General features: G+C 52.9%; 16 protein-coding genes. All 16 read left to right on the top strand.

The features are described from left to right. The 16 genes from RB298_RS26190 to RB298_RS26115 all read left to right on the top strand — a co-directional run bounded on the left by RB298_RS26190 (position 1) and on the right by RB298_RS26115 (position 20,531). On the top strand, positions 1-744 hold the full coding sequence (locus RB298_RS26190; RefSeq protein WP_096774748.1) for a helix-turn-helix domain-containing protein: 744 nt from the start codon (positions 1-3) through the stop codon (positions 742-744). Positions 745-786: 42 nt separating this feature from the next. Continuing rightward, positions 787-2,589 carry a sensor histidine kinase gene (locus tag RB298_RS26185; RefSeq protein WP_277747670.1) on the top strand — a complete coding sequence of 601 codons (1,803 nt, stop codon included), beginning with the start codon at positions 787-789 and terminating at the stop codon, positions 2,587-2,589. Between the two features lie 6 nt (positions 2,590-2,595). After that, the gene (locus RB298_RS26180) at positions 2,596-4,152 is read left to right on the top strand and encodes a response regulator (protein WP_486049268.1); all 1,557 of its coding nucleotides are present in this window, start codon (positions 2,596-2,598) and stop codon (positions 4,150-4,152) included. 173 nt (positions 4,153-4,325) lie between these two features. Beyond that, positions 4,326-5,573 carry an ABC transporter substrate-binding protein gene (locus RB298_RS26175; RefSeq protein WP_277747672.1) on the top strand — a complete coding sequence of 416 codons (1,248 nt, stop codon included), beginning with the start codon at positions 4,326-4,328 and terminating at the stop codon, positions 5,571-5,573. Positions 5,574-5,692: 119 nt separating this feature from the next. Then, positions 5,693-6,637: a carbohydrate ABC transporter permease gene (locus tag RB298_RS26170; protein WP_486049266.1), complete on the top strand. Its 945-nt coding sequence runs from the start codon at positions 5,693-5,695 to the stop codon at positions 6,635-6,637. 5 nt (positions 6,638-6,642) lie between these two features. Beyond that, positions 6,643-7,467: a carbohydrate ABC transporter permease gene (locus RB298_RS26165; RefSeq protein ID WP_009593690.1), complete on the top strand. Its 825-nt coding sequence runs from the start codon at positions 6,643-6,645 to the stop codon at positions 7,465-7,467. A 26-nt stretch (positions 7,468-7,493) separates the two neighbouring features. Continuing rightward, positions 7,494-9,623 (top strand): beta-glucosidase BglX, encoded by a 2,130-nt coding sequence (gene bglX / locus RB298_RS26160; protein ID WP_486049264.1) that lies wholly within the window; start codon positions 7,494-7,496, stop codon positions 9,621-9,623. 14 nt (positions 9,624-9,637) lie between these two features. Beyond that, entirely contained in the window at positions 9,638-11,710 is a 2,073-nt protein-coding gene (locus RB298_RS26155) for an amylo-alpha-1,6-glucosidase (RefSeq protein WP_277747676.1), read from the top strand. Positions 11,711-11,859: 149 nt separating this feature from the next. Beyond that, entirely contained in the window at positions 11,860-12,330 is a 471-nt protein-coding gene (locus tag RB298_RS26150; RefSeq protein WP_096774742.1) for a DinB family protein, read from the top strand. 237 nt (positions 12,331-12,567) lie between these two features. After that, positions 12,568-14,886, top strand: a complete 2,319-nt coding sequence (locus tag RB298_RS26145) for a serine hydrolase (protein WP_486049262.1) — start codon at positions 12,568-12,570, stop codon at positions 14,884-14,886. 679 nt (positions 14,887-15,565) lie between these two features. Further along, complete coding sequence (locus RB298_RS26140; protein WP_012818698.1) at positions 15,566-16,120, top strand: glycerol-3-phosphate responsive antiterminator; 555 nt, start codon at positions 15,566-15,568, stop codon at positions 16,118-16,120. 298 nt (positions 16,121-16,418) lie between these two features. Continuing rightward, positions 16,419-17,756: an ABC transporter substrate-binding protein gene (locus RB298_RS26135; RefSeq protein ID WP_096774740.1), complete on the top strand. Its 1,338-nt coding sequence runs from the start codon at positions 16,419-16,421 to the stop codon at positions 17,754-17,756. Continuing rightward, a complete protein-coding gene (locus RB298_RS26130; protein WP_036672924.1) occupies positions 17,756-18,712 on the top strand; it encodes a carbohydrate ABC transporter permease in 957 nt (318 codons plus the stop codon). The genes RB298_RS26135 and RB298_RS26130 overlap by 1 nt, the downstream gene beginning before the upstream one ends. Further along, the gene (locus RB298_RS26125; RefSeq protein ID WP_009593684.1) at positions 18,702-19,562 is read left to right on the top strand and encodes a carbohydrate ABC transporter permease; all 861 of its coding nucleotides are present in this window, start codon (positions 18,702-18,704) and stop codon (positions 19,560-19,562) included. The genes RB298_RS26130 and RB298_RS26125 overlap by 11 nt, the downstream gene beginning before the upstream one ends. A gap of 44 nt (positions 19,563-19,606) precedes the next feature. Then, positions 19,607-19,771, top strand: a complete 165-nt coding sequence (locus RB298_RS26120) for a hypothetical protein (protein WP_375121233.1) — start codon at positions 19,607-19,609, stop codon at positions 19,769-19,771. 40 nt (positions 19,772-19,811) lie between these two features. Beyond that, positions 19,812-20,531, top strand: a complete 720-nt coding sequence (locus tag RB298_RS26115) for a glycerophosphodiester phosphodiesterase (RefSeq protein ID WP_486049259.1) — start codon at positions 19,812-19,814, stop codon at positions 20,529-20,531. The last annotated feature ends 166 nt before the right edge of the window (positions 20,532-20,697 follow it).

The following is a 20,697-nucleotide window of genomic DNA, read 5'->3' as shown; positions in this document are numbered from 1 at the left end:
ATGAAAGAGCCTTCACGTTCTGGAAACCAACCCTTTTACCTTTCTTCCCGCATGCATTATTTGCGCGAGAATTTTATCCATCCCCCGTTCGACTATGAGCACGAGCTGCTGGAAGCGATCCGCTTCGGCGATGAGAATAGAGCCATGGACATGCTGCGCAAAATTAACGAGCTGGAAGCGGCCGTGCTGGCGACGTATCCGCTTCGATCGAAGAAGAATGCCTTGATTGCCTCCTGCACCTTATTTACCCGGGCCATTATCAAAGGCGGCGTGGATCCCGAGATCGCCTTTCATTTAAGCGACACGCTGATCCTCGAGATCGAGCGAATGAGCGATGTGGAGCGGCTGGTTCATTTTGAATATGAGATGCTGGTGCAGTTTGTGTCGATGATCCGCTCCGAGAAGGAAGACGTGTCGTTCTCTCACATTGTGAACCTGGCGATCTATTACATCCGGGAGCATATTTTCGAGGAGCTGACCCTGCAGAGGGTCGCGGAATATTTGAAGGTTCACCCGAGCTACCTGTCCGATCGTTTCAAGCGGGAGACAGGCGAAGCCATAACCACCTTTATTAATCGGCGGAAGATTGAGGAATCCAAGCATTTGCTGGCTAATACGAACCAGTCGATATCCGAAATCGCGTTTACGTTCAAGTTCTGCAGCCAGAGTTATTATACGCAATTATTCAAGAATTTTACGGGAATGACGCCGAGAAAATTCCGAATAAGCGGAACGGCGCGGTAAAGGACGATCCTATCGAACAACGAGAAAAGAGAGACGCGGCCCATGAAGAAACTAAAGCAGAAAATGCTTCACTTAAGTCTGGAGAAGAAACTGATTGCGGCGTTCTCCGCCTTCATCATCGTTCCCCTCCTTCTGATCGGCGGCATCGTATCCTGGGTCTACGTGGAGAATAATCGGAGCACGATGATTGATGCCGCCGTGGAGAACAACAAACAAATCATGAAAAATATCGATACCTCCCTGCAGCCGCTGCTCCGGCTGTCCATGTTCCCGATCCAGGACTCCACGGTGTACCCCATTATGCGGAAGGATTACGGCAAGGTGACGTATCCATTGCTGGAGCGGGGGCAGGATTTCGATAAAGTGAACGGCTTGATCCAGAGCGGGATCATGCTGTATTCGGACTTGATTGACTCCGTGGTTATCTACCACGAGAACAGCCGGTCCATCATCGGCCGAAGCAACCGGGAATATATGAACTTCGCTTATTTCAAGGAGCAGTTTACCCGCGAGCCTTTTGTCCGGAAGATCAGGGAAGCATATGGCGGCTTTGTCCCGGTAGGGATTCATCAGGAGCGACTGCTGTCAACGAAGGGAATTCCGGTCGTGTCAGTGGGCAGGGCCATCTTGGATCCGTACACGAAGGAGGATCTCGGGTTTATCCTTTTTAATATTTCGGTGGATAAACTCAAGACGCTGTGGAGCGAGTCGGCATTTTCCGAGAATACGAATTTTTACTTGATCGACGAAACCGATCATATCGTGCACAGCGTTCACCCCGAGGAAATCGGACTGGCGGCGTCCGAGGTATTGGGAAGCGACTTTCAATATAACGCGGACGGCCAGGTCAACACGCAGATCAGTCGGGATACCTACATGATTTCTTCTTCCTCTTCCATGGCGAATTGGAAGGCGGTCACGGTCATCCCGAAGAAGGATTTGTTCTCGATCGTGTACCTGATGGTGGCTATTCTGATCGGTGCGTTGATCCTGCTGCTCGTGCTGTCCATCCTGATCTCGGCCCGGATCGCCACCACGATCATGAAGCCGCTGGCGGTGCTGAACAGCAAAATGAAGCTTGTCTCCCAAGGTCAGCTTGACGTAAGCTTTGATACGAAGCAGCACGGCGAAATCGGGGTGATTAGTCATACCGTGGACCAGATGCTGCACGAAATTCGCGATTTAATCGAGCGGATTTACGTGGAGGAAGAGGAGAAGCGGAACCTGGAGATGAATGCGCTGCAATCGCAGATTCGTCCGCATTTTATCTACAACACGCTGAACGTGATCAAGTGGATGGCCAAGATTCAGGGGGCAACGGGCATTGAAGAAGCGCTGCAGGCTTTCTCTTCGGTCATCAAGTTTACGGTGAAGAAGGAAGGCGACTACGTGACCATTGCAGAGGAAGTCGAATTCATGGAGAACTATACGAAAATTCTCGATTTCCGCTATTTTAATAAATTTGATGTCACGTACGAGGTGGATCCGGCCGTAATGAATCATAGGACCTTGAAGTTTCTGCTTCAGCCCCTTGTGGAGAACGCGGTTTTCCATGGCTTTGAAGGCATCGATTACAAGGGCAGCCTTGTCATATCGATTTATGAGGAATCGGATGCGCTGATCATGAAGGTATGCGATAACGGGCGCGGTTTTCCGGAGGGCGGACAGGCGAAGGTGGAGCAGGAAGGTCCGCAGGATACCTTCAACTCGATCGGACTGAACAATATACGGAACCGGATATCCCTTCATTTCGGGCCCGAGTACGGCCTGTGTATCCAAAGGGGAGAACAGGGCGGAACGGTCGCATGGCTTCGGGTTCCGATCATCACAGAAGAAGCAGGGTGATAGAAAGTGCGAATACTTATAGTAGATGACGAGCCGCTCGTTCGGATCGGGATCAAATCGGCGATTGACTGGGAAGCTCAGGGCGTGGACATTGTCGGTGAAGCGGGCGACGGCGAAGAAGCGCTGCGTCTGATAACGGAAACGGTGCCGGACGTGGTTCTGCTGGATATCAAAATGCCGAAGATGGACGGGCTCGAGGTGCTCCGGACGATTAAGGACCGGCAGATCCCGGTTCAAACGGTCGTGTTGAGCAGCTTCGATGATATTGCCTACGTGAAGGAAGCGTTGAAACTGGGGGCTTTTGATTATTTCCACAAACCCGACATGAATGAACGCGAGCTGACTGCGATGCTGAAGAGCGTCCGGGAGCAGTTTGGGAGCCGGGGGATTCCGGCTCAAGTCGGGCCGGCTACGGCGGGCAACCGGAAGGAGCAGATATTATTTGACGCTCTCCGAGGCCATGTTCATGATCTGCATGAAACGGAGCTCAAAGAGGGCAATATGTACGTCGTCCTTTTCAGAATCAAAGATTATCACACGGTTATCAAAAGGTACGCCAAGGAAACCGAGTCGATCCTGCCGAATACGGTGCAGAACGTCGTCAGCGAGATTCTGTCCACGGAGAAGGAAGTCGAATATCTTCAGCTGGATGAACAGTGCAGTGCCGTATTCATCAGCAACAGCGAGCTGAAAAGCCTGCTGGCCTCGTTGACGCGCGTCAATAAAATGGTGCAAATGATCAGTTCGGCGCTCAAGCGGTTTGTCAATATCGACATCGTGCTGGGCATCAGCGACTGGTTTGCCGATTTCGACGGCATTCGGACGGGCTACGAGCAGGCGGGCAAAGCGCTGTCCCATCGATTCTACCACCCGGATACGTCGATCTTTTATTATCAGCATCTGAAACAGAAGGGTGAGCACGTCTATAGACAGGCCGATGCCTATTTAAGCCAGATGAAGTCTGCCCTCAGGGAGGAGGCGAACGAGCGCTTCCTGGAGCTGCTGTCCCAGTGGGAGAGGTTTCTGGCGCAAGAAGAATGCATGGAAGAGAAGGATGTCCGCAAGGTATACGAAGGTCTGCTGTTTATGATCGGAGAGGGCACGGGCGTACCGGGCGGGGGAGACGTTCAAGAAGAAACATCGGCCTTTGAAGAGATCCATGAGTTCGGGCAGCTGTCGGCCGCATACCGTGCCTTGTTCGAGGAGCGGCTCAAGAATCGCAGCCATCTGGAGCTGAAAGGTTTCAGCCAGCTCACGCGCAATATTATGGAATATACGGAGGAGCACTACCCGGAGAGCCTTTCCTTGAAATTGTTCGGGGATTTGTTCCACGTCAGTCCGAATTATGTCAGCCGATTGTTTAAGCAAGAGGTCGGTCAGGGCCTGTTCGATTATATTAACGAGCTTCGGATCGAGAAGGCGAAGGTGCTCCTCAAGGACTATCGCTACAAAATTTATGACGTTGCCGAGATGGTGGGATTCAATAATCAGGCCCATTTCGCCATTGTATTCCAGAAATACACAGGCTTTTCTCCTAAACAATATAGGAAAGATGAAGTGTGATATTAGAGAAGAAAGTGTGATTTTTCATAAAAACGCTCGTGCAGTGCAATCTATTTATAAAAAAATAGTCAATTTTAAAAAATTAATCATCATTTGATTAATTTTTTTTGTTGTCCCGGCTCTTTATCATGAAGATGTAAGGTAAAACGAAAAGAAACGTGGGGGGTAGCATCATGGGTAAATGGAACAAGAAGTTTTCGGCCATGCTGGTTTTGTGCCTGGCTCTTGTTGTGGGTTTAACCGCTTGCGGCGGCAGTAAAAGCGCTGACAATACAGATAATGGAGCCGGAGACGCTGCTGAAAAAGTAACGGTGAATTTCGGATTCTGGGGTACGGCGCAGGATTTGGAGATTTATCAGAAAGCGGCTGACACCATCTCCGAGCAGTATCCGGAGATCGAACTAAAAATTAAACAATATCCGAGCAGCGAGCAATTCTGGAACACGCTTCCGGGTGAAATTGCTGCGGGCGTAGCGCCCGACTTCATCAAGATGTCCAACGAAGGTGCTTACGAGTACATCAATAAAGGGCTGTTCTCGCCGATCGACGATCTGGTTCAAACCACGGGCGTGGACATGAGCCGTTTCCCGGATACATCGAAGAAAATCTGGAACGTGGACGGCAAGCAGTACGGCGTGCCGAACAGCGATATGCCGGCGATGTTCTTCATCAATGAGCAAATGTGGAAGGATGCCGGCCTCGGCGAGTACCCAACCACATGGGATGAAGTTATCGATGCGGCCAAAGTGCTGAACAAAGGCGATGTGAAGGGCATTATCGTGAACCTGGATGCCTTCCATATCACGAACTACGTGAAGAGCTTCGGCGGCGGCTGGGGCAATGGTGCGACCATCAACTCCCCAGAGAACGTCAAAGCGCTGGAAATGATCATCGACATGTATGACCAAGGACTGGCGGTTACGCCGAAATCGCTCGGCTTCGGCTGGGACGGCGAAGTATTCAGCAATGGGCAGGGCGCTATGAGTACAGGCGGTTACTGGTACAAAGGGTACCTGAAGGATGCGAATCCGGACCTGAAAATGGTGGCCATTCCGGTTCCGAAAGGAACGACGAACGGAAGCACCATGAGCTCTGACGCTTACATGGTATTGAAAGACGCGAAGAACAAAGAAGCTGCGCTGAAGGCTGCTTATTACATGACCAACGACGATACGCAAACCGCATTCATGGAGCTCGGCTTCAATCCGGCCGTATCCTCGCTGTCCGAGCAGTATTTCGAGAAGAACCCTGAATTCAAGGCGCTGCAGCCTGCGCTGGAGTACAGCACGGACTATGGGTATCCAACGGATACCAAGCGCTTTACGGATGAGCTCGTGAAAGAATTGGAAGGCCTGATTCTGGGCGGCTCCGGTAAAACGGCTCAGCAAATTCTCGACGACATTCAAAGCCAGTTCAAATAAGAAAGAGGCAACACCCGCTCCCGCTCCTTGTTCTCAGGGAGCGGGAGCCTTTGTTCACACCACTTTGTGGGGGTTTCTCATGAACCAACCAATTTAAGTTTGGAAGCGGGGGATAACTTATGTCCGATTACAGCAGCAAGCACGCTGATATGAAAGGGAACAAGACCAGGCAATCCTGGTTCCGTTCGCTGGCAGACTCCGATAAGACGCTGGGCTGGTTGTTTACGCTGCCCTTTTTGATTTTGTGGGCATGGTGGTTTCTGTATCCATTCATCCAGTCTTTCGTAAGAAGTTTTCAGGATGCGAACTTTGCTGCCCTGGACCAGGCCAAATTCATCGGCCTCGAAAACTATGTCACCATTCTGCAAGATAAAGAATTCTTCCGGGCGCTGCTTCACTCCCTGGAAATCGTGGTCATCTCGATTCCGATTCAGACCCTGCTCGGTCTGCTCTTGGCGATCCTGGTGAACCAGAAGCTGAAGGGCAAGGGGATATTCCGGACCGTGTTCTTCATTCCGTATATTACCTCGCAGATCGCGATCACGACCGTCTTCATGATGCTCTTCAAGCAGGGCACCTTCCTGACGAAATTTTTCGGAGCTTTAGGCTTCGGGAACGTGACTTGGTTTGCGGATACCAGCTATGCGCTCTTATTCGTATGTATTCTGTTTATCTTCCAGCAAGCCGGCTTCACCATGATTGTGTACTTGTCGGGCCTGCAGGAAATTCCGAAGGATCTGTATGAAGCGGGCGAGATCGACGGGGCGTCCAAGTGGAACAAATTCCGCTACATTACGGTGCCGTTCCTGAAGCCGATCACGTTCTTCATCGTGTCGGTGTCGACGATCGCCGGTTTCCAGATCTACGACCAAATTGCCGCGATTTCCCGTTATGGCGCGCTCGGCTCGCCGGCCGGCGCTACCAGCACGGTGGTAACGTATTTCTACCAGCACGGGATCCGTTACATGAACATTGGATACGGAAGCGCGGCGGTGGTGCTGTTCTTCATGATCATCATGCTGATTACGTACCTGCAAAAAAAATTCCTGGATGAGAAGGAGTGAGAGTAATGTTGACCCGAACGAATAAAGGTCGGCCGTTTCTGTACATCGGCACGATCATCCTGGGGCTCTTATTCGCCCTTCCTTTTCTCTATACCATCTATACGTCCGTCATCCCGATGCGCCATGTCAATACCCTGACGTCGCCGGCCAACTGGACGTTCGAGAACTTCAAAATCTTCTTCACGAACGATGCGTACAACGTGCCGAGATGGTTCATGAACACCGTGATCATGACCGGCGTCGTTGTCATCGGGAACCTGATCATTAACCCGATGGCCGGCTTTGCGCTGGCCAAGCTGAATTTCAAGGGAAAAGGACTGATATATTGGATCGTCGTGGCCACCATGATGGTGCCGTACCATATGATCCTGATCCCGGTATACGTGAACGTGGCGCAGCTCGGATGGCTGAACACGTTCTGGGGATTGACGGTGCCCTTCCTCTATCAAGGCTTGTACATCTTCATGCTCCGCCAGTTCTTCATCTCGGTTCCGAACGAGTTCCTGGAGGCTGCGCGGATGGATGGCTTGACGAAGATGGGCGCTTTCTGGCGGATCGTGTATCCCCTGGCCCGCTCATCGCTGATTACGATGTCGATCCTTGCATTTGCCGGAACCTGGAACAGTTACCTCGTTCCGAGCACGCTGGCGAATACGCCGGAAATGTATGTGCTGGTGGTCGGCCTGAACAGCGTGAAGGATATGTTCTTCGAGAATACGCCGATGATCATGGCGGGGGTCGTGCTGTCCACGCTGCCGATCATCCTGTTCTTCTTCCTGTTCCAGCGCCAATATATCGAGGGGATTTCGAACGCAGGCGTCAAAGGCTGATATAGAAGCATCGGGAGGGATTAGACATGGATAACGTGGAACAGCGTGCGAAGGACCTTCTCGCGCAGATGACCTTGGCCGAGAAGATCGGTCAAACGGTTCAGTACGGCCGGTGCGAGGAGCGGGAGCTGAAGCTGGTTGCCGAAGGCAAGATCGGGTCGCTGTTGAATGTGCATGGTCCGAAAAAAATCAACGAGCTCCAGCGGCTGGCCGTGGAGGAAACGCGGCTGGGGATTCCTCTTCTCATCGGGGATGACGTCATTCACGGTTTTCGCACCATCTTTCCGATTCCGCTCGGCGAAGCCGCCAGCTGGGATCTCGACGGGATGGAGGAGAACGCCCGCATTGCGGCAGAAGAAGCGGCAGCGGAAGGCATCCGCTGGACTTTTGCCCCGATGGTGGACGTGACGCGCGACCCCCGGTGGGGCCGCATCGCGGAGAGCACGGGGGAGGATGCCTATCTGTCCTCCCTGGCTGCTGCCGCGAAGGTAAGAGGATTTCAAAGTCCGAACGGGGACGGCAACCCGACCGTAGCGGCATGCGTGAAGCATTTTGCCGGTTATGGCTGGATTGAAGGCGGCCGGGACTATGATACGACGGACATGTCGGAGCGGACGCTGCGGGAAACCGTGCTGCCGCCGTTCGAGCACGGGATTCGGGCAGGCGCTCTGTCGGTGATGAGTGCTTTCAGCGAACTCAACGGGGTACCCGCTTCCGGGAGCCGCTATCTGCTGCGGGATATATTGAAGCGGGAGTGGGGCTTTGACGGCATGGTGGTCAGCGACTGGGAGTCGATCGAAGAGCTGATCTACCATGGCTATGCGGAGGACCGGAAGGATTCCGCGCGGAAGGGACTGAACGCCGGCGTCGACATGGACATGCATTCCGGCGTCTATCTCGATCATCTGGAGGCGCTGGTCCAGGATAACCCCGAGCTGCTTCAGCTGTTGGATGACGCGGTGCTTCGCATTTTGAGGGTGAAATTCCGCCTCGGATTGTTCGAGAACCCGTATGTAAGCGATGAAGACGAAGAAGCCGGAGATCTGCTGAAAGGGCGACCCATTCCAGCGGCACACCTGGCCCAGGCCAGGGACAGCGCCCGGAAATCGATCGTGCTCCTGCAGAATCGCGTCGGGATGTTGCCGCTGGATACCGGCAAGCACAGGAAGCTGGCCCTGATCGGGCCGCTGGCCGATGATCGCCATAATTCAATGGGCTGCTGGGCTTGGAAAGGCCGGGATGAGGACGTTGTCACGGTGCGGGATGCTTTTCAATCGGAAATCGCACCGAAGGCCGAGGTGTTCTACGAGCAGGGCAGCGGCATTCTGGAGGAGCTGGACGGCGGAGTCGAGCGTGCCGTTCAGCTTGCCAAGCAGTGCGATGTCGCCGTGGTCGTTGTCGGCGAATCCGAAGCGATGACCGGCGAGCACTACAATGTGACGTCCATTACGCTTCCATCCTGCCAGGAGCACCTGATTCGGGAGCTGAAGCGTCAGACTGACACGCCGATCGTCGCCGTGCTGATGAATGGCCGTCCGCTTGCGACTCCATGGCTGCATGAGCAAGCCGATGCCGTGGTGGAAGCTTGGCATTTGGGAACCGCCACAGGCCTAGCGCTTGTAGACGTGCTGACGGGCAAGTACAATCCGAGCGGTCGCCTGCCGGTTACCGTTCCGCGCGCGACGGGCCAAATTCCGATGTATTACAACCGGAAGAATACCGGGCGGCCCCATCTGTACGAAGATTATATCGATTGCGACGATTCTCCGCTGTATCCGTTCGGGTACGGCCTCAGTTATACAACGTTCGAATATACGGATCTGCAGCTGGATCGGCATCAGATCGGCCGGGACGAATCCGTCCGTGTATCCGTGAGCATCACGAATACGGGATCCAGAGCCGGCGAGGAAACCGCGCAGCTCTACATCCGCGACTTGGTGGCAAGCTCGACCCGGCCGGTCAAAGAGCTGAAGGGATTTTCCAAGGTGCGGCTGCAGCCTGGTGAAAGCCGTGAGGTACATTTTACGCTGGGACGTGAAGAATTGGGACTGCTGGATGAAAGGCTTGAATTTACGGTAGAGCCCGGAAAGTTCCATGTCTGGGTCGGACCGCATTCGGAGGAAGGACTGCAGGCTGAGCTTGAGGTTGTTGAATAAAGGGGGATTTATGCATGGACTACCGCGTAATTAAAGAAGGAAACGTGTTTTTTCTGACCGGGCTTAACGGAGATATCGTCCAGGGGGACGATCAGGGCCATGGTTTGTATACGAAGGATACGCGTTTTCTGAGCCGTATGGAGCTGTTCATCGATGGCGAGAAGCCTTCGCTTCTGTCCTCCACGGGGGATAAAAGCTATGTGGCCTCCTTCCGCCTGATGAAGGATGCCAAGGATGAAGGGGCGATCGAAGTGCTTCGGGAACGCTTCATCTATGATGGCGTCCTGTATGAGCGCTGTACGCTGACCAATTACTTTGTGACCGATTCGAATATCGAGTTCGGGGTTTCCTTCGATGCGGATTTTCAGGATATGTTCCTGGTCCGTAAATACCGTACGGGCGAAGTCGGCAAAATGGAAGGGATTCGGACAGGCGATCAAGAGATGACGCTGGCCTACGTCGGCGCCGACAAGCTGAGAAGGCAGACGCGCATTGCCTGGGATGCGGACGGCGGCAAAGCGGATGATACCGGCACGGTTTCGTTCTCCTTGTCCCTGAAAGCCAAAGAGCAGAAGGTGATTACGTTCTTTGTCACGCCGATGACGGAGCGGCAACCCGCAGCAGAGACGCTGACTTATGAAGAGGGGCTGAAGAAACTCGAAGCCTCGTACGAAGCTTGGTACGGAAACAGTTCGCAGCTCCAGTCGGATTCCGCGCTGTTCAGCGGCTTGTACCAGAGAGGATTGCAGGATCTGCGCATGCTGACGACGGATGCAGGCTTCGGCGATACAACGGTAGCCGGATTGCCGTGGTTCGCGGTTCCGTTCGGCAGAGACAGCTTGATCACGGCGCTGTTCATGCTTCCGGCGAACCCGCAGCTTGCCAAAGGAACCTTGAGAACGCTGGCGGCTTATCAAGGCGAGAAGACGGACCCTTGGCGGGATGAGCAGCCGGGCAAAATCATGCATGAGATCCGCTATGGAGAGCTGGTCACGACGAACCAGTCCCCGTTCTCGCCGTACTACGGCACCATCGATTCCACGCCGCTGTTCCTGGCGCTGATCGGCGAGTATTACCGCTGGACGGGCGATCTCTCCTTAGCGGAGGAGCTCAAGCCGAACGTGCTGCGGGCACTGGATTATATCGATGCCGCGCTCGAAGCGGGCTCCGGCTTCATGGCCTACAAGCAGGAAGCCGAGAAAGGCTTCCCGAACCAGGGCTGGAAGGATTCCGCCAACTCGATCATCCATGAGAACGGCGAGTATGCGGAATCGCCGATCGCGCTGTCGGAGGTTCAGGGTTACGTGTATCAAGCGAAGCAATCGCTGGTACCCGTCTTCGCGGAGCTGGGCGAGCCGGAACTGGCCCGCAAGCTGGAAACGGAAGCCGAGGAGCTTCGCGTCCGTTTTGAAGCGGCCTTCTGGATGGAGGATGAGCAGTGTTACGCCATTGCGCTGGATAAGGATCAACGCCAGGTACGCAGCGTAACCTCGAATCCCGGGCATCTGCTCATGAGCGGATTGCCGGAAGAGAGCCGCTCGAAGGCGCAAGCCGAGCGGATGCTTAGAAGCGACATGTTCAATGGATACGGCATCCGCACGATGAGTACTGGCTCCACCGGCTACTATCCGGTGAGCTATCACAATGGGAGCGTATGGCCGCATGACAATGCCATGATCCTGCTGGGTCTCGGCAAGCAAGGATTCAAAGCTGAGGCAAGCAAGGTGATTTCCGGCCTGCTCCAGGCATCCGCGCATTTTGAATACCAGCGTTTGCCGGAGCTGTTCTGCGGTCATGATGCGAAGCTGGGCCATCCCGTTCCGTACCCGACAACCTGTTCGCCGCAGGCTTGGGCGGCGGGAACCTCGATCGTCTTCCTGCAGGCGATGCTCGGATTGTATCCGAACGCGGCGAAGAAGGAAATCGCGTTGTCCCCGTTCCTTCCGGAAGGGATGAACGAACTGAAGGCCGAACGGATTGCGATCGGAAGCGGGCACCTGTCGGTAAGCGTTGTGCGTAAGGCTGACGGCAGCGCGTTTCATGTGGAAGTGCTTGAGAATACAACCGGATTTGACCTGGTTAGCTGATCTTATACAAGATTTGCTTTTGAACAACCTGTCTCTTAGTGCTTAAGGGTCAGGTTGTTTTTTTTGTTGAAATATCAGGAACGTATGTTCTATAATAATGAGGTGATTTTGAACAGATTACTGTATACATACCGGATTGGAGAGAACCTATGAATTCCTATTGTACATATGCCCTACATCAGATCGAGGTGGCTGTCGTCTCGGTTGTCGCGATTATCGATAAGCTGGATGAACGGGATTTGCTCGTCAAGCCGACGGAAGGCAAACATTCGGTCGGAGAGCTGCTCAAGCATATCGCCGTCATCTGCCGGGCCGATTTTCATATATCCGGAGGAGCCACCCAAGAGGAGATGAGCGCCTATTACGCAGGCGTGTCGTTAAATAACCTGAAGGACATACAGGCGGAGTTATTGAGCAACTATTCATATCTGGAGCAGGCGTTCCGAGAAATGACGGAAGAGGAGCTTCATCAGGAGATGACCTCTTATTGGGGCGTCACCTATTCGAGGTACGAATGGCTGCTCGAAATCGTGGCGCACCTGTATCACCACAGGGGGCAGCTGCACGCGATGCTGGTTCACTGTAACGGGAAGGACCCGAAGGTTCCTTTGTTCGAATAGCTAGTGCTCTCTATATTCATCGACCCGAATTCCGCTTCCGGAATTCGGGTTTTTATATTTCTATAATGAAACTAGAAATTTATGTTACTATAACTGACATAATACGGCTATACTCATAATATTTTTGTTGAATACATTTAATTTATGTAAATATACCCTACATTGGACTATAATTATAGTCGATTAAAGAGTTATTATGTAATTATATATTACACAAAATTATGAGGAGTGATTAGCATGTCCAGATTAACCGGAGTCCTTTTCAAGAGCACGCTTGCATTTATCTTATTCACGACGACTTGGTTTATCTCCTTGGGGCAAGTCCCCAAGGCTTGGGCAGCCGGAACGCAAAACGGCAGCCTGGACCGGTTGGAATCCGTTCTTCGGCCTATTGTAAAAGCCGCAGCAGAAGATGGCATCGAGCTGTCTGTCGGCATTCAAGATCTTAGCGGTACATACGGCGGCGGGAAGATCCAGGTGGGATCATCGGATGTATACTATGCTGCCAGCACGATCAAGATCGCCATCGTAACAGCGCTGATGCAGGACATCGAAGCAGGGAAGTATGCGCTGGAGCAGACTATTCAGGTTCAACCGGAACAGGTTGTAGGCGGAGCCGGTTCGCTCAAGGACGGAAAATTCCCTCTGGATATCACAATCGAGTCTTTAGCGCGACTGATGATTACGCAATCCGACAATACGGCAACCAATGCCCTGATTGATCTCCTCGGGTTCGAGCGCATTAACGCTTTCATTGAGGAACAGGGATTTGAAACCATGCAGTTAGGTCGGAAAATGATGACGCCCGCAAAATCCCCTGCTGCTGATAATTATGTGGATGGGGAGGAGCTCCTGACGCTCCTTGAGAGAATCTATGCCGGCGAGATCTTAACCGCCAAATCGCGGGATCAGATCCTGGCCTGGATGAAGGCGCAGGAAGTGAAGACCAAATTCGGCGCGGCGCTGCCGGGTAAACCGATTGCTCACAAAACCGGGGAACTGGGCGATGTCAGCCATGACATCGGATATTTCCTCGTCCCCGGACGCGAAGCTGCCGTCACCGTATTAACGAAGGTCACTAAGCCTGAGGATGCGGGCAAAGCCCAGGAACTGGGCAACCCGGTCGTACAGCGTGCGGCCAAGGCAGTGTATAACTTCTTGATGGACACCCCGGCCCCGGCTGAAGCCGTATCGGCGGATACGTGGCCGGCCCTGTTGTTAGCCGTAAATCCCATTATTCGAGAAGCTGAGGACAAGGGGATCAGGGTTTCCGTAGGCTTGAAGGATCTAAGCGGCAAACCCGGCGACCGGGAGCTGCTTCTGGGATCCCGCCAATCCTATATGCCTGCCAGCACCATCAAGATGGCGCTTGTATCGGGCTTGATGAAGGAAGTGGACGCAGGCAAACTGACCCTGGAAGAGACGGTTAAGGTTGAGAAGGAAGATGTCGTAGGCGGAACCGGCTCCTTGCAAAAGGAAACTTTTCCGCAGGATGTCACCATCGAACGTTTGGCCAGGCTGATGATCACCCAATCGGATAATACGGCGACGAACGTGCTGATTGACGTGGTCGGATTGGATGAGGTCCAGAATCTGATGGATGAACTCGGTCTGGATGTCATGCATTTGGGACGGAAAATGTTCGCGGCTGCGCCTACGCCGGAGCAGGACAACTATATCGACGCGGAGGATTTGGTCCATCTGCTTGCCTACATTCATTCAGGTTCATTCTTGTCCGATAACTCCCGTGATCAGATCATCGACTGGATGAAAGCCCAGGAGGTGGACACCAAGTTCGGAGCAGCCCTCCCCGATGCACCGATTGCCCATAAAACCGGGGAGAATGCGAACGTGACCCATGATGCCGGATATTTTCTCGTGCCAGGCCGGGAAATCGCCATTTCGGTACTGACCGAAGTCACGACGACCAGCCGTTTTGACGAAGCCCAGGCTATCGGAAATCCGGTAGTACAGGAAATAGCGAAAGCTGTTTATGAAACGCTGGAATCCGAGATGACGTTCACGGATGTACCGGAGGATTACTGGGCGGCGCCTTTTATTGAAGGTGCGGTTGCGGCTTCCTTGGTGAATGGAAGCTCGGAGACGACCTTCGCGCCCGAGCGTCGGATCAGCCGTGCAGAGGCGGCCTCCATGCTTGCCCGTTCCTTGCAGCTGAAGCCCGGCCTGGCCTCCCCTCCATTCCATGACATTCCCGCCGACCGGTGGTATGCCGCGGATGTGGCGGCGGCTTATGCTTCAGGCATCGTCAGTGGACGGAGCGAAAGTGTCTTTGATCCGTACAGTCCGGTCAGCCGTGCCGAGCTGGCTGCGATGATGACCCGTGCTTACGAGTATGTGCATGGCCCGCTGCCTGGATACGATGATGGGCTCTCCTTTAAGGATGCGAGCGAGATACCGGACTGGTCCAGAGAGTCTATCCTGAAGGCGGTCCAATTGGACTTTGTGAACGGCTACAGCGATGACACCTTCCGTCCGGACAGTATGGCATCAAGGGCAGAAACCCTCAAGATGATCGTGCACTTGCTGAGCAAATGAGTCCCGCTGATCCCTGCGTCCAAACCTCCGCACAGCCCGTGATCTGGAAGCCGCCTCGGTGCCTCGTGCGTAAGCCATCATTACACGCGGCGGGTGGGACAAGCGTCGTTATCTTTTGAAGGTGGCAAGAATATAGGAAAAGAGGTTTAGCCACACGACGTGCGCAGGCCGCCGGCTTATCCATGGCGGCCTGCAGCGCGTTCCGTTTCCTATGAGCAGCCGTGCATTTGAGTCATAGAAACGGGCGATTGAAGCTTCGAGGTCATGGCATTCCTTCCTCCCGAATCCTGCAGATGGTAATCGCAGTACGATCATAAAAACGAGCTTCCTGCCATGATATATATTACATTGAGCTGACATTCTTTTAAATTCGACAAAATAAAACAAATTTCGCTATAGACTCAAGCTAAATAATTCCTCTATGATAGAAACTAAATAGCTCGACAAGTTATTATGAAAGCGCTATCCAAGACTTCGCAGGACGGCATGATCCTGAATCTAGGAGGGAATCCACCAAACCAGGGATATAGCAGAATCTGTTGTTAACCGAATAGAAAGCGTATTCATTATGCAGGAGCCTAGAAGCGGGCCGTTAACACAGATTTTACATATCGTTAATACTCGCATGATCTTATAGCTCTATCATAAGAGGTGTTCATAATAAGGAGGACACGCACTTATGACAGATCAAGGGAGTCGCCGTCTTCCCGTTATTGCTTCGATTACCAAGCTGGAACAGATCGATGCGGCTGTGAACAGCGCGGTGGAACGGGTGAACCTGATGACAGGCGACATCATGAAACTAAGGGATATCGTAAACCGACTGCACTCCTCAGGCAAAAAAGTGTTTGTCCATCTGGAAATGGTAAGCGGCATCGGCCGGGATAATTCGGCAGTGCAGTATTTGGCGGATTCGTACAAGATCGACGGGATCATTACGACGAAGACGAATACGGTATTGGCTTCGCGCCAAGCAGGCATCAGCTCGATACAGCGCGTGTTTGCGATCGATACGACAGCTTTGGGAACCGCAGTGAAGATGATCGGACAAGCACGTCCGGACGAAGTGGAATTGATGCCGGGACTTATGCCTCGTGTCATCCGCGATCTGAAGAAGGAGATTCACTGTCCGCTCATAGTGGGAGGTTTTTTACGAAGCGAAGAAGAAATCGACGAGGCGCTGGCAAATGGCGCAGACCTCGTATCTACGGGAGACACGCGTTTTTGGACGTAACGGTCTCCGTAGGAATGACGGATTAACCACAATTACATATTTGCTAGGGGTGGAGACGATGAGATAACCCGAGTAGCAGCTACTTTAGCTTTTATAGGAGGTGGTGGCTCTTAGGTTGCGCTCTTTTGACGTCTCTATTTTTGTGCGCTTTTTAAGGGATAGGCGGGCTGTTTGGATGGGGATTCACCCGTTCCTATGGGATCCGCGTGCCGTTCCAACCGGCATTCGATGAAGTGGATCGACGGTAATTTTGGATGATGAATGATGAATAGATTCGAAAGGGGACAACAGATCATCTATGAAAAAGAAATCATGGTTGTTAATGTTATTGACCATATTTATGGTGATTACCACGGCTTGCGGAGGCGGCGGTGGAAGTGAAAGCGCCGGAGGAGAGGTTTCGCTGGATGACGTGGAAGCCGCTTCGATGGATATGAAGAACGACACGACACCCGTTAAAATCCAATACTGGCATGCCCACGCGGATGCCCAGCTTGAAGGCTTGAACTACATGATTGCCGAATTCCAGAAGAAATACCCTCATATCACGGTTGAGCCGGTGTTCCAAGGCGGTTATCCTGATCTTCACAAAAAATTATCGGCTGCAGTGGCTGCGAATGACGTGCCGGCTGTTACGAATGTCGAGGTTGCGTCCTTGCCAAACTTTGCGGACAGCGGAGTGTTCTCTGATTTGGGCCCATGGATTAAGCGCGATGAAGTGAAGATGGACGATTTCGCCAAAGGGATGCTGAATGCATATGCATTCAATGGCAAGCAATATGGATTCCCTCTGATCGTCAGTACCAGCGTGTTTGTATACAACAAAACGATGCTGGACGAGCTGGGTGTAGAGCCGCCGCAGAAGTGGGATGAGATCGATGACTTTAATGCGAAGGTAACGAAAAAAGAAGGCGACAAAACGACCCGTTATGCCTTCTCCGTTCCAGGCTGGGATACGTGGTACTACGATCCGTGGAACATTAACGGCGGCGGACAAATCCTGACGGAGGACCTGAGTGCTTCCGCTGTCGAGACCGAGGATTCTCTCCGGTACCTCCAGAATTTCTACAAATGGCAAAATGAAGGCAGCATGCATATGGGCTTCGGTAAAGGAGCTTCCGACAATATGCGCCAGATGTTCCTGAACGGCGAAATCGCCATGGTTCAGCATTCATCGGCTTTGCTCAAGATGTACCGCGAGAATGCGGACTTTGAGGTTGGCGTATCCTTTATCCCTGGAGATAAAGTGCGGACCTCCAATATTGGCGGCGCGGGGATCGTCATGATGGACGGCGCCGAGGATCTGGAGAAAGAAGCGGCTTGGAAATTCATCGAGTTCATGACTTCGGCGGAGCATAACATTAAGTGGGCTGAATCCGTAGGATACCTGCCGACAAGAAAATCCGCAATCGAGTCTGAAGAAGGCGATCAATATTTCGAAAGATGGCCGCAGTATAGAGCGGTATACGAGCACTTCGACGAAGTAACGCCGCGTCTGCAGCATCCGGCTTATCCTGAATTCAGCGAAGTCTACAAAGAAGTCATCGGGGAAATGGTATTGAACAAAAAAGATCCTATACCACTTATGCAGGATGCAGCCAAGAAGATCAACGATATTCTGGCTGACTATGAGTGATGCCTATGGAGACCAATAAAGCAATGACCAAGGCGGCGTCCGATCGGGCGACCGCTTCGGTCTCTAAACGGATGTCTCATACGTTGATCGAGAAGTGGAAGGACTTCTCGTTCGCAGTTCCGGCCTTGCTGTTTATGGGCGTGTTCCTGTATTATCCGCTGGGTTATTCCATCTACATCAGCTTCACGAATTGGAACATGACCCGTCCCGTGAAGAAATTCGTGGGCGTCGATAACTATACGCGCTTGCTGTCGAACTCGGATTTCTATCACTCCTTGAAGGTCACGTTCTTGTATACCGTCATGGACGTTGTATTCACGCTTGTCATCGGGCTGCTGCTGGCCTTGCTGCTCAACGTGTCATCGTCAAGGTTGTTCGGTTTCTTGCGCGGCGTCGTTTTTATGCCCTATTACATCTCGATGGTAGTCGCGGCCATGGTATTTACATGGATTTACAATGGACAATACGGGTTACTGAATTCCATTGTTTCCTGGTTCGGCATGGAGCCGGTCGAATGGCTGACCAACCCTTCGACGGCATTGCCGGCGCTGGTTGCCGTTTCGGTCTGGAAGGGCGTCGGGTTTGCGATGATCCTCTTTATTGCAGGCATGCGCGGAATTCCGGCCGAGTATTACGAGGCGGCCTCCATTGATGGGGCCAGCAAGTTCCGGCAGTTCCGCAACATTACGCTGCCGCTCTTGTCGCCGATGACCCTGTTTCTGGTCATCACCAGCTTTATCTCCTCCATGCAGGTATTCCAGTCGATCGACGTCATGACGGGCGGCGGTCCGCTCAAGGCAACGAATGCGATCGTGTACTGGATCTATACGATGGCCTTTGATGAATTCAAAACGGGAAGAGCCTCGGCGCTTGTCATGATTCTGTTCGTCATCATATTGCTGTTAACATTGGTACAATGGGTGGTCAGCAGGAAGAAGGTGCACTATGAAGGATAATTATATGGCTGGATCCGCCAAGAACCGAAAGACCATAATGACGCTCCGCGTAATCGGGGCCGTGATCGTGACCCTCGTCATGTTCTTTCCGGTGTACTGGCTGCTGATCAGCGCGCTCAAGACGCAGTCTGAGATGCGGATGGCCGTTCCTACATTCTGGCCTGAAACCTTTGCCTGGCAGAACTTTGCCGAAGCCTTCCGGGTTATCCCTTACGCGCGGTTCTTCGGCAATACCTTGCTCATGGCGGTCGGAACCATTATTTTGCAGTTGAACGTGGCGCTCATGGCCGCTTATGCATTCGCGAAGGGGAAGTTCTGGGGACGGGACGCGCTGTTTCTGTTGGTGCTTGCCGCGTTGATCGTGCCGGAACAGGTAATTTTCGTTCCCGTGTACGTCATGATGTCCAAGCTCGATTGGTTGAATACCTTCTGGGCGCTCATCGTGCCTCACGGGGCGTCCGCCTATGCGATATTCCTGCTCCGGCAGGCGTTCAAATCGATTAACAACGACGTGCTGGAAGCGGCGCGCGTGGATGGAGCCGGCCGATTCTCCATTCTGTACAAGCTATTGTTCCCGATGGCGATGCCGACGATCGTCACCATGGGCGTGTTGATCTTCATCTCGTCCTGGAACTCGTATTTCTGGCCGCTGATCATGACCAACAACAACGACATGCGCGTGCTTACGGTCGGTATTGCGATGCTGCGGGATTCCATCGCCGGGAATGAAGCGATGTTCTTCAACGTCATTATGGCGTCCAGCGTCATGGCGATCATCCCGATCGTGCTGGTCTTTACGGTGATGCAGAAGCATATCGTGGCCGCGATGGCGAACTCGACGTTTAAATAACCGCATACACCATATGATGCGGAATTCAGGACGGTGTGGAGACGGTGGGCAAGGATACACCGCCATACCGTCTCTTTGTTCGAGCGAAGGACATCAAGCTAATTCTTGCTGTGCGCAGCAGGGATCGGGAAGCCCGCGGCGAACAAACCTATAGAGCTGCAAACGGCATTTCGATTGCGTTAGTCCGTCCTCTTGCGGTGGCAGTGTGATCGAGGCCGTCAATCGACTTATATATGGAGGGAATGGCACATGGAAGTACGTGGATTGGCCCATCGAGGGTATCCGCTCAAATATCCGGAGAACACGATGCTGGGCTTTCGGAAAGCGCTGGAGCTTAGCTTCTCGCACCTGGAGCTGGATGTCCAGCTGACGAAGGACGGCGTGCCTGTCGTGATTCACGATCCCACGGTTAACCGGACGACCGACGGAACCGGAGCGATCAATGCCTTCACGCTGGAGGAAATACGCAAGCTGGATGCAGGCCGGGGGGAAGTCATCCCCACGCTGGAGGAAGCGCTGCTTTTTGCCAAGGATCGGATGATCGTTGACATCGAGCTGAAGCAGATGGGGGACGCTTACCCCGGTTTGGAACAGAAGGTTATTGACGTGATCAAGGATACGGGCATGGAGAAGCAGGTATTCCTGACCTCCTTCGATCATTATTCGATTGAACGGGCCCGTTCCCTTGATCCTGACATCGAGCTGGGGCTTGTGATTTACGGGGCGACGCCATCGGTCTTTCCTTATCTGGAACAGATCGGCGCTCGCTATGTGTCCGTCAAATATGTATACGTGACCCCTTCGTTTATGGAGGAAGCGCGCAAGCGGGGGATTCAGCTCATCGTCTGGACGCCGGATGACGAGGCGGTATTGGCATCCCTTGCCCAGTATCCTGAACTCTGGATCGTAACGAACAACTTGGAAGGCTGGGCCAAAGTGTACAAAGAAAAGATTGCACTGAATGCTTAGCGTTTTCAGGGACTGACTTGCGCGCAGCGGAGTGACCTATTAGGACACTTGCATTTAGGAAATGCCAAGGGTCTTTCGGGGCAAAGCGAACCTAAAGTCGAAATGTGCATAGAAAAGGATCTGCCCTAGTCTCGATTGGGGCGGATCCTTTTATTATGAATGGCCG

The organism is Priestia sp. BR_2 (assembly GCF_041954005.1).
GTDB lineage: Bacteria > Bacillota > Bacilli > Paenibacillales > Paenibacillaceae > Paenibacillus_AQ > Paenibacillus_AQ lautus_A.
The sequence above is the reverse complement of the archived record's forward strand: the minus strand, read 5'-3'. Positions and strand labels throughout refer to the sequence as shown.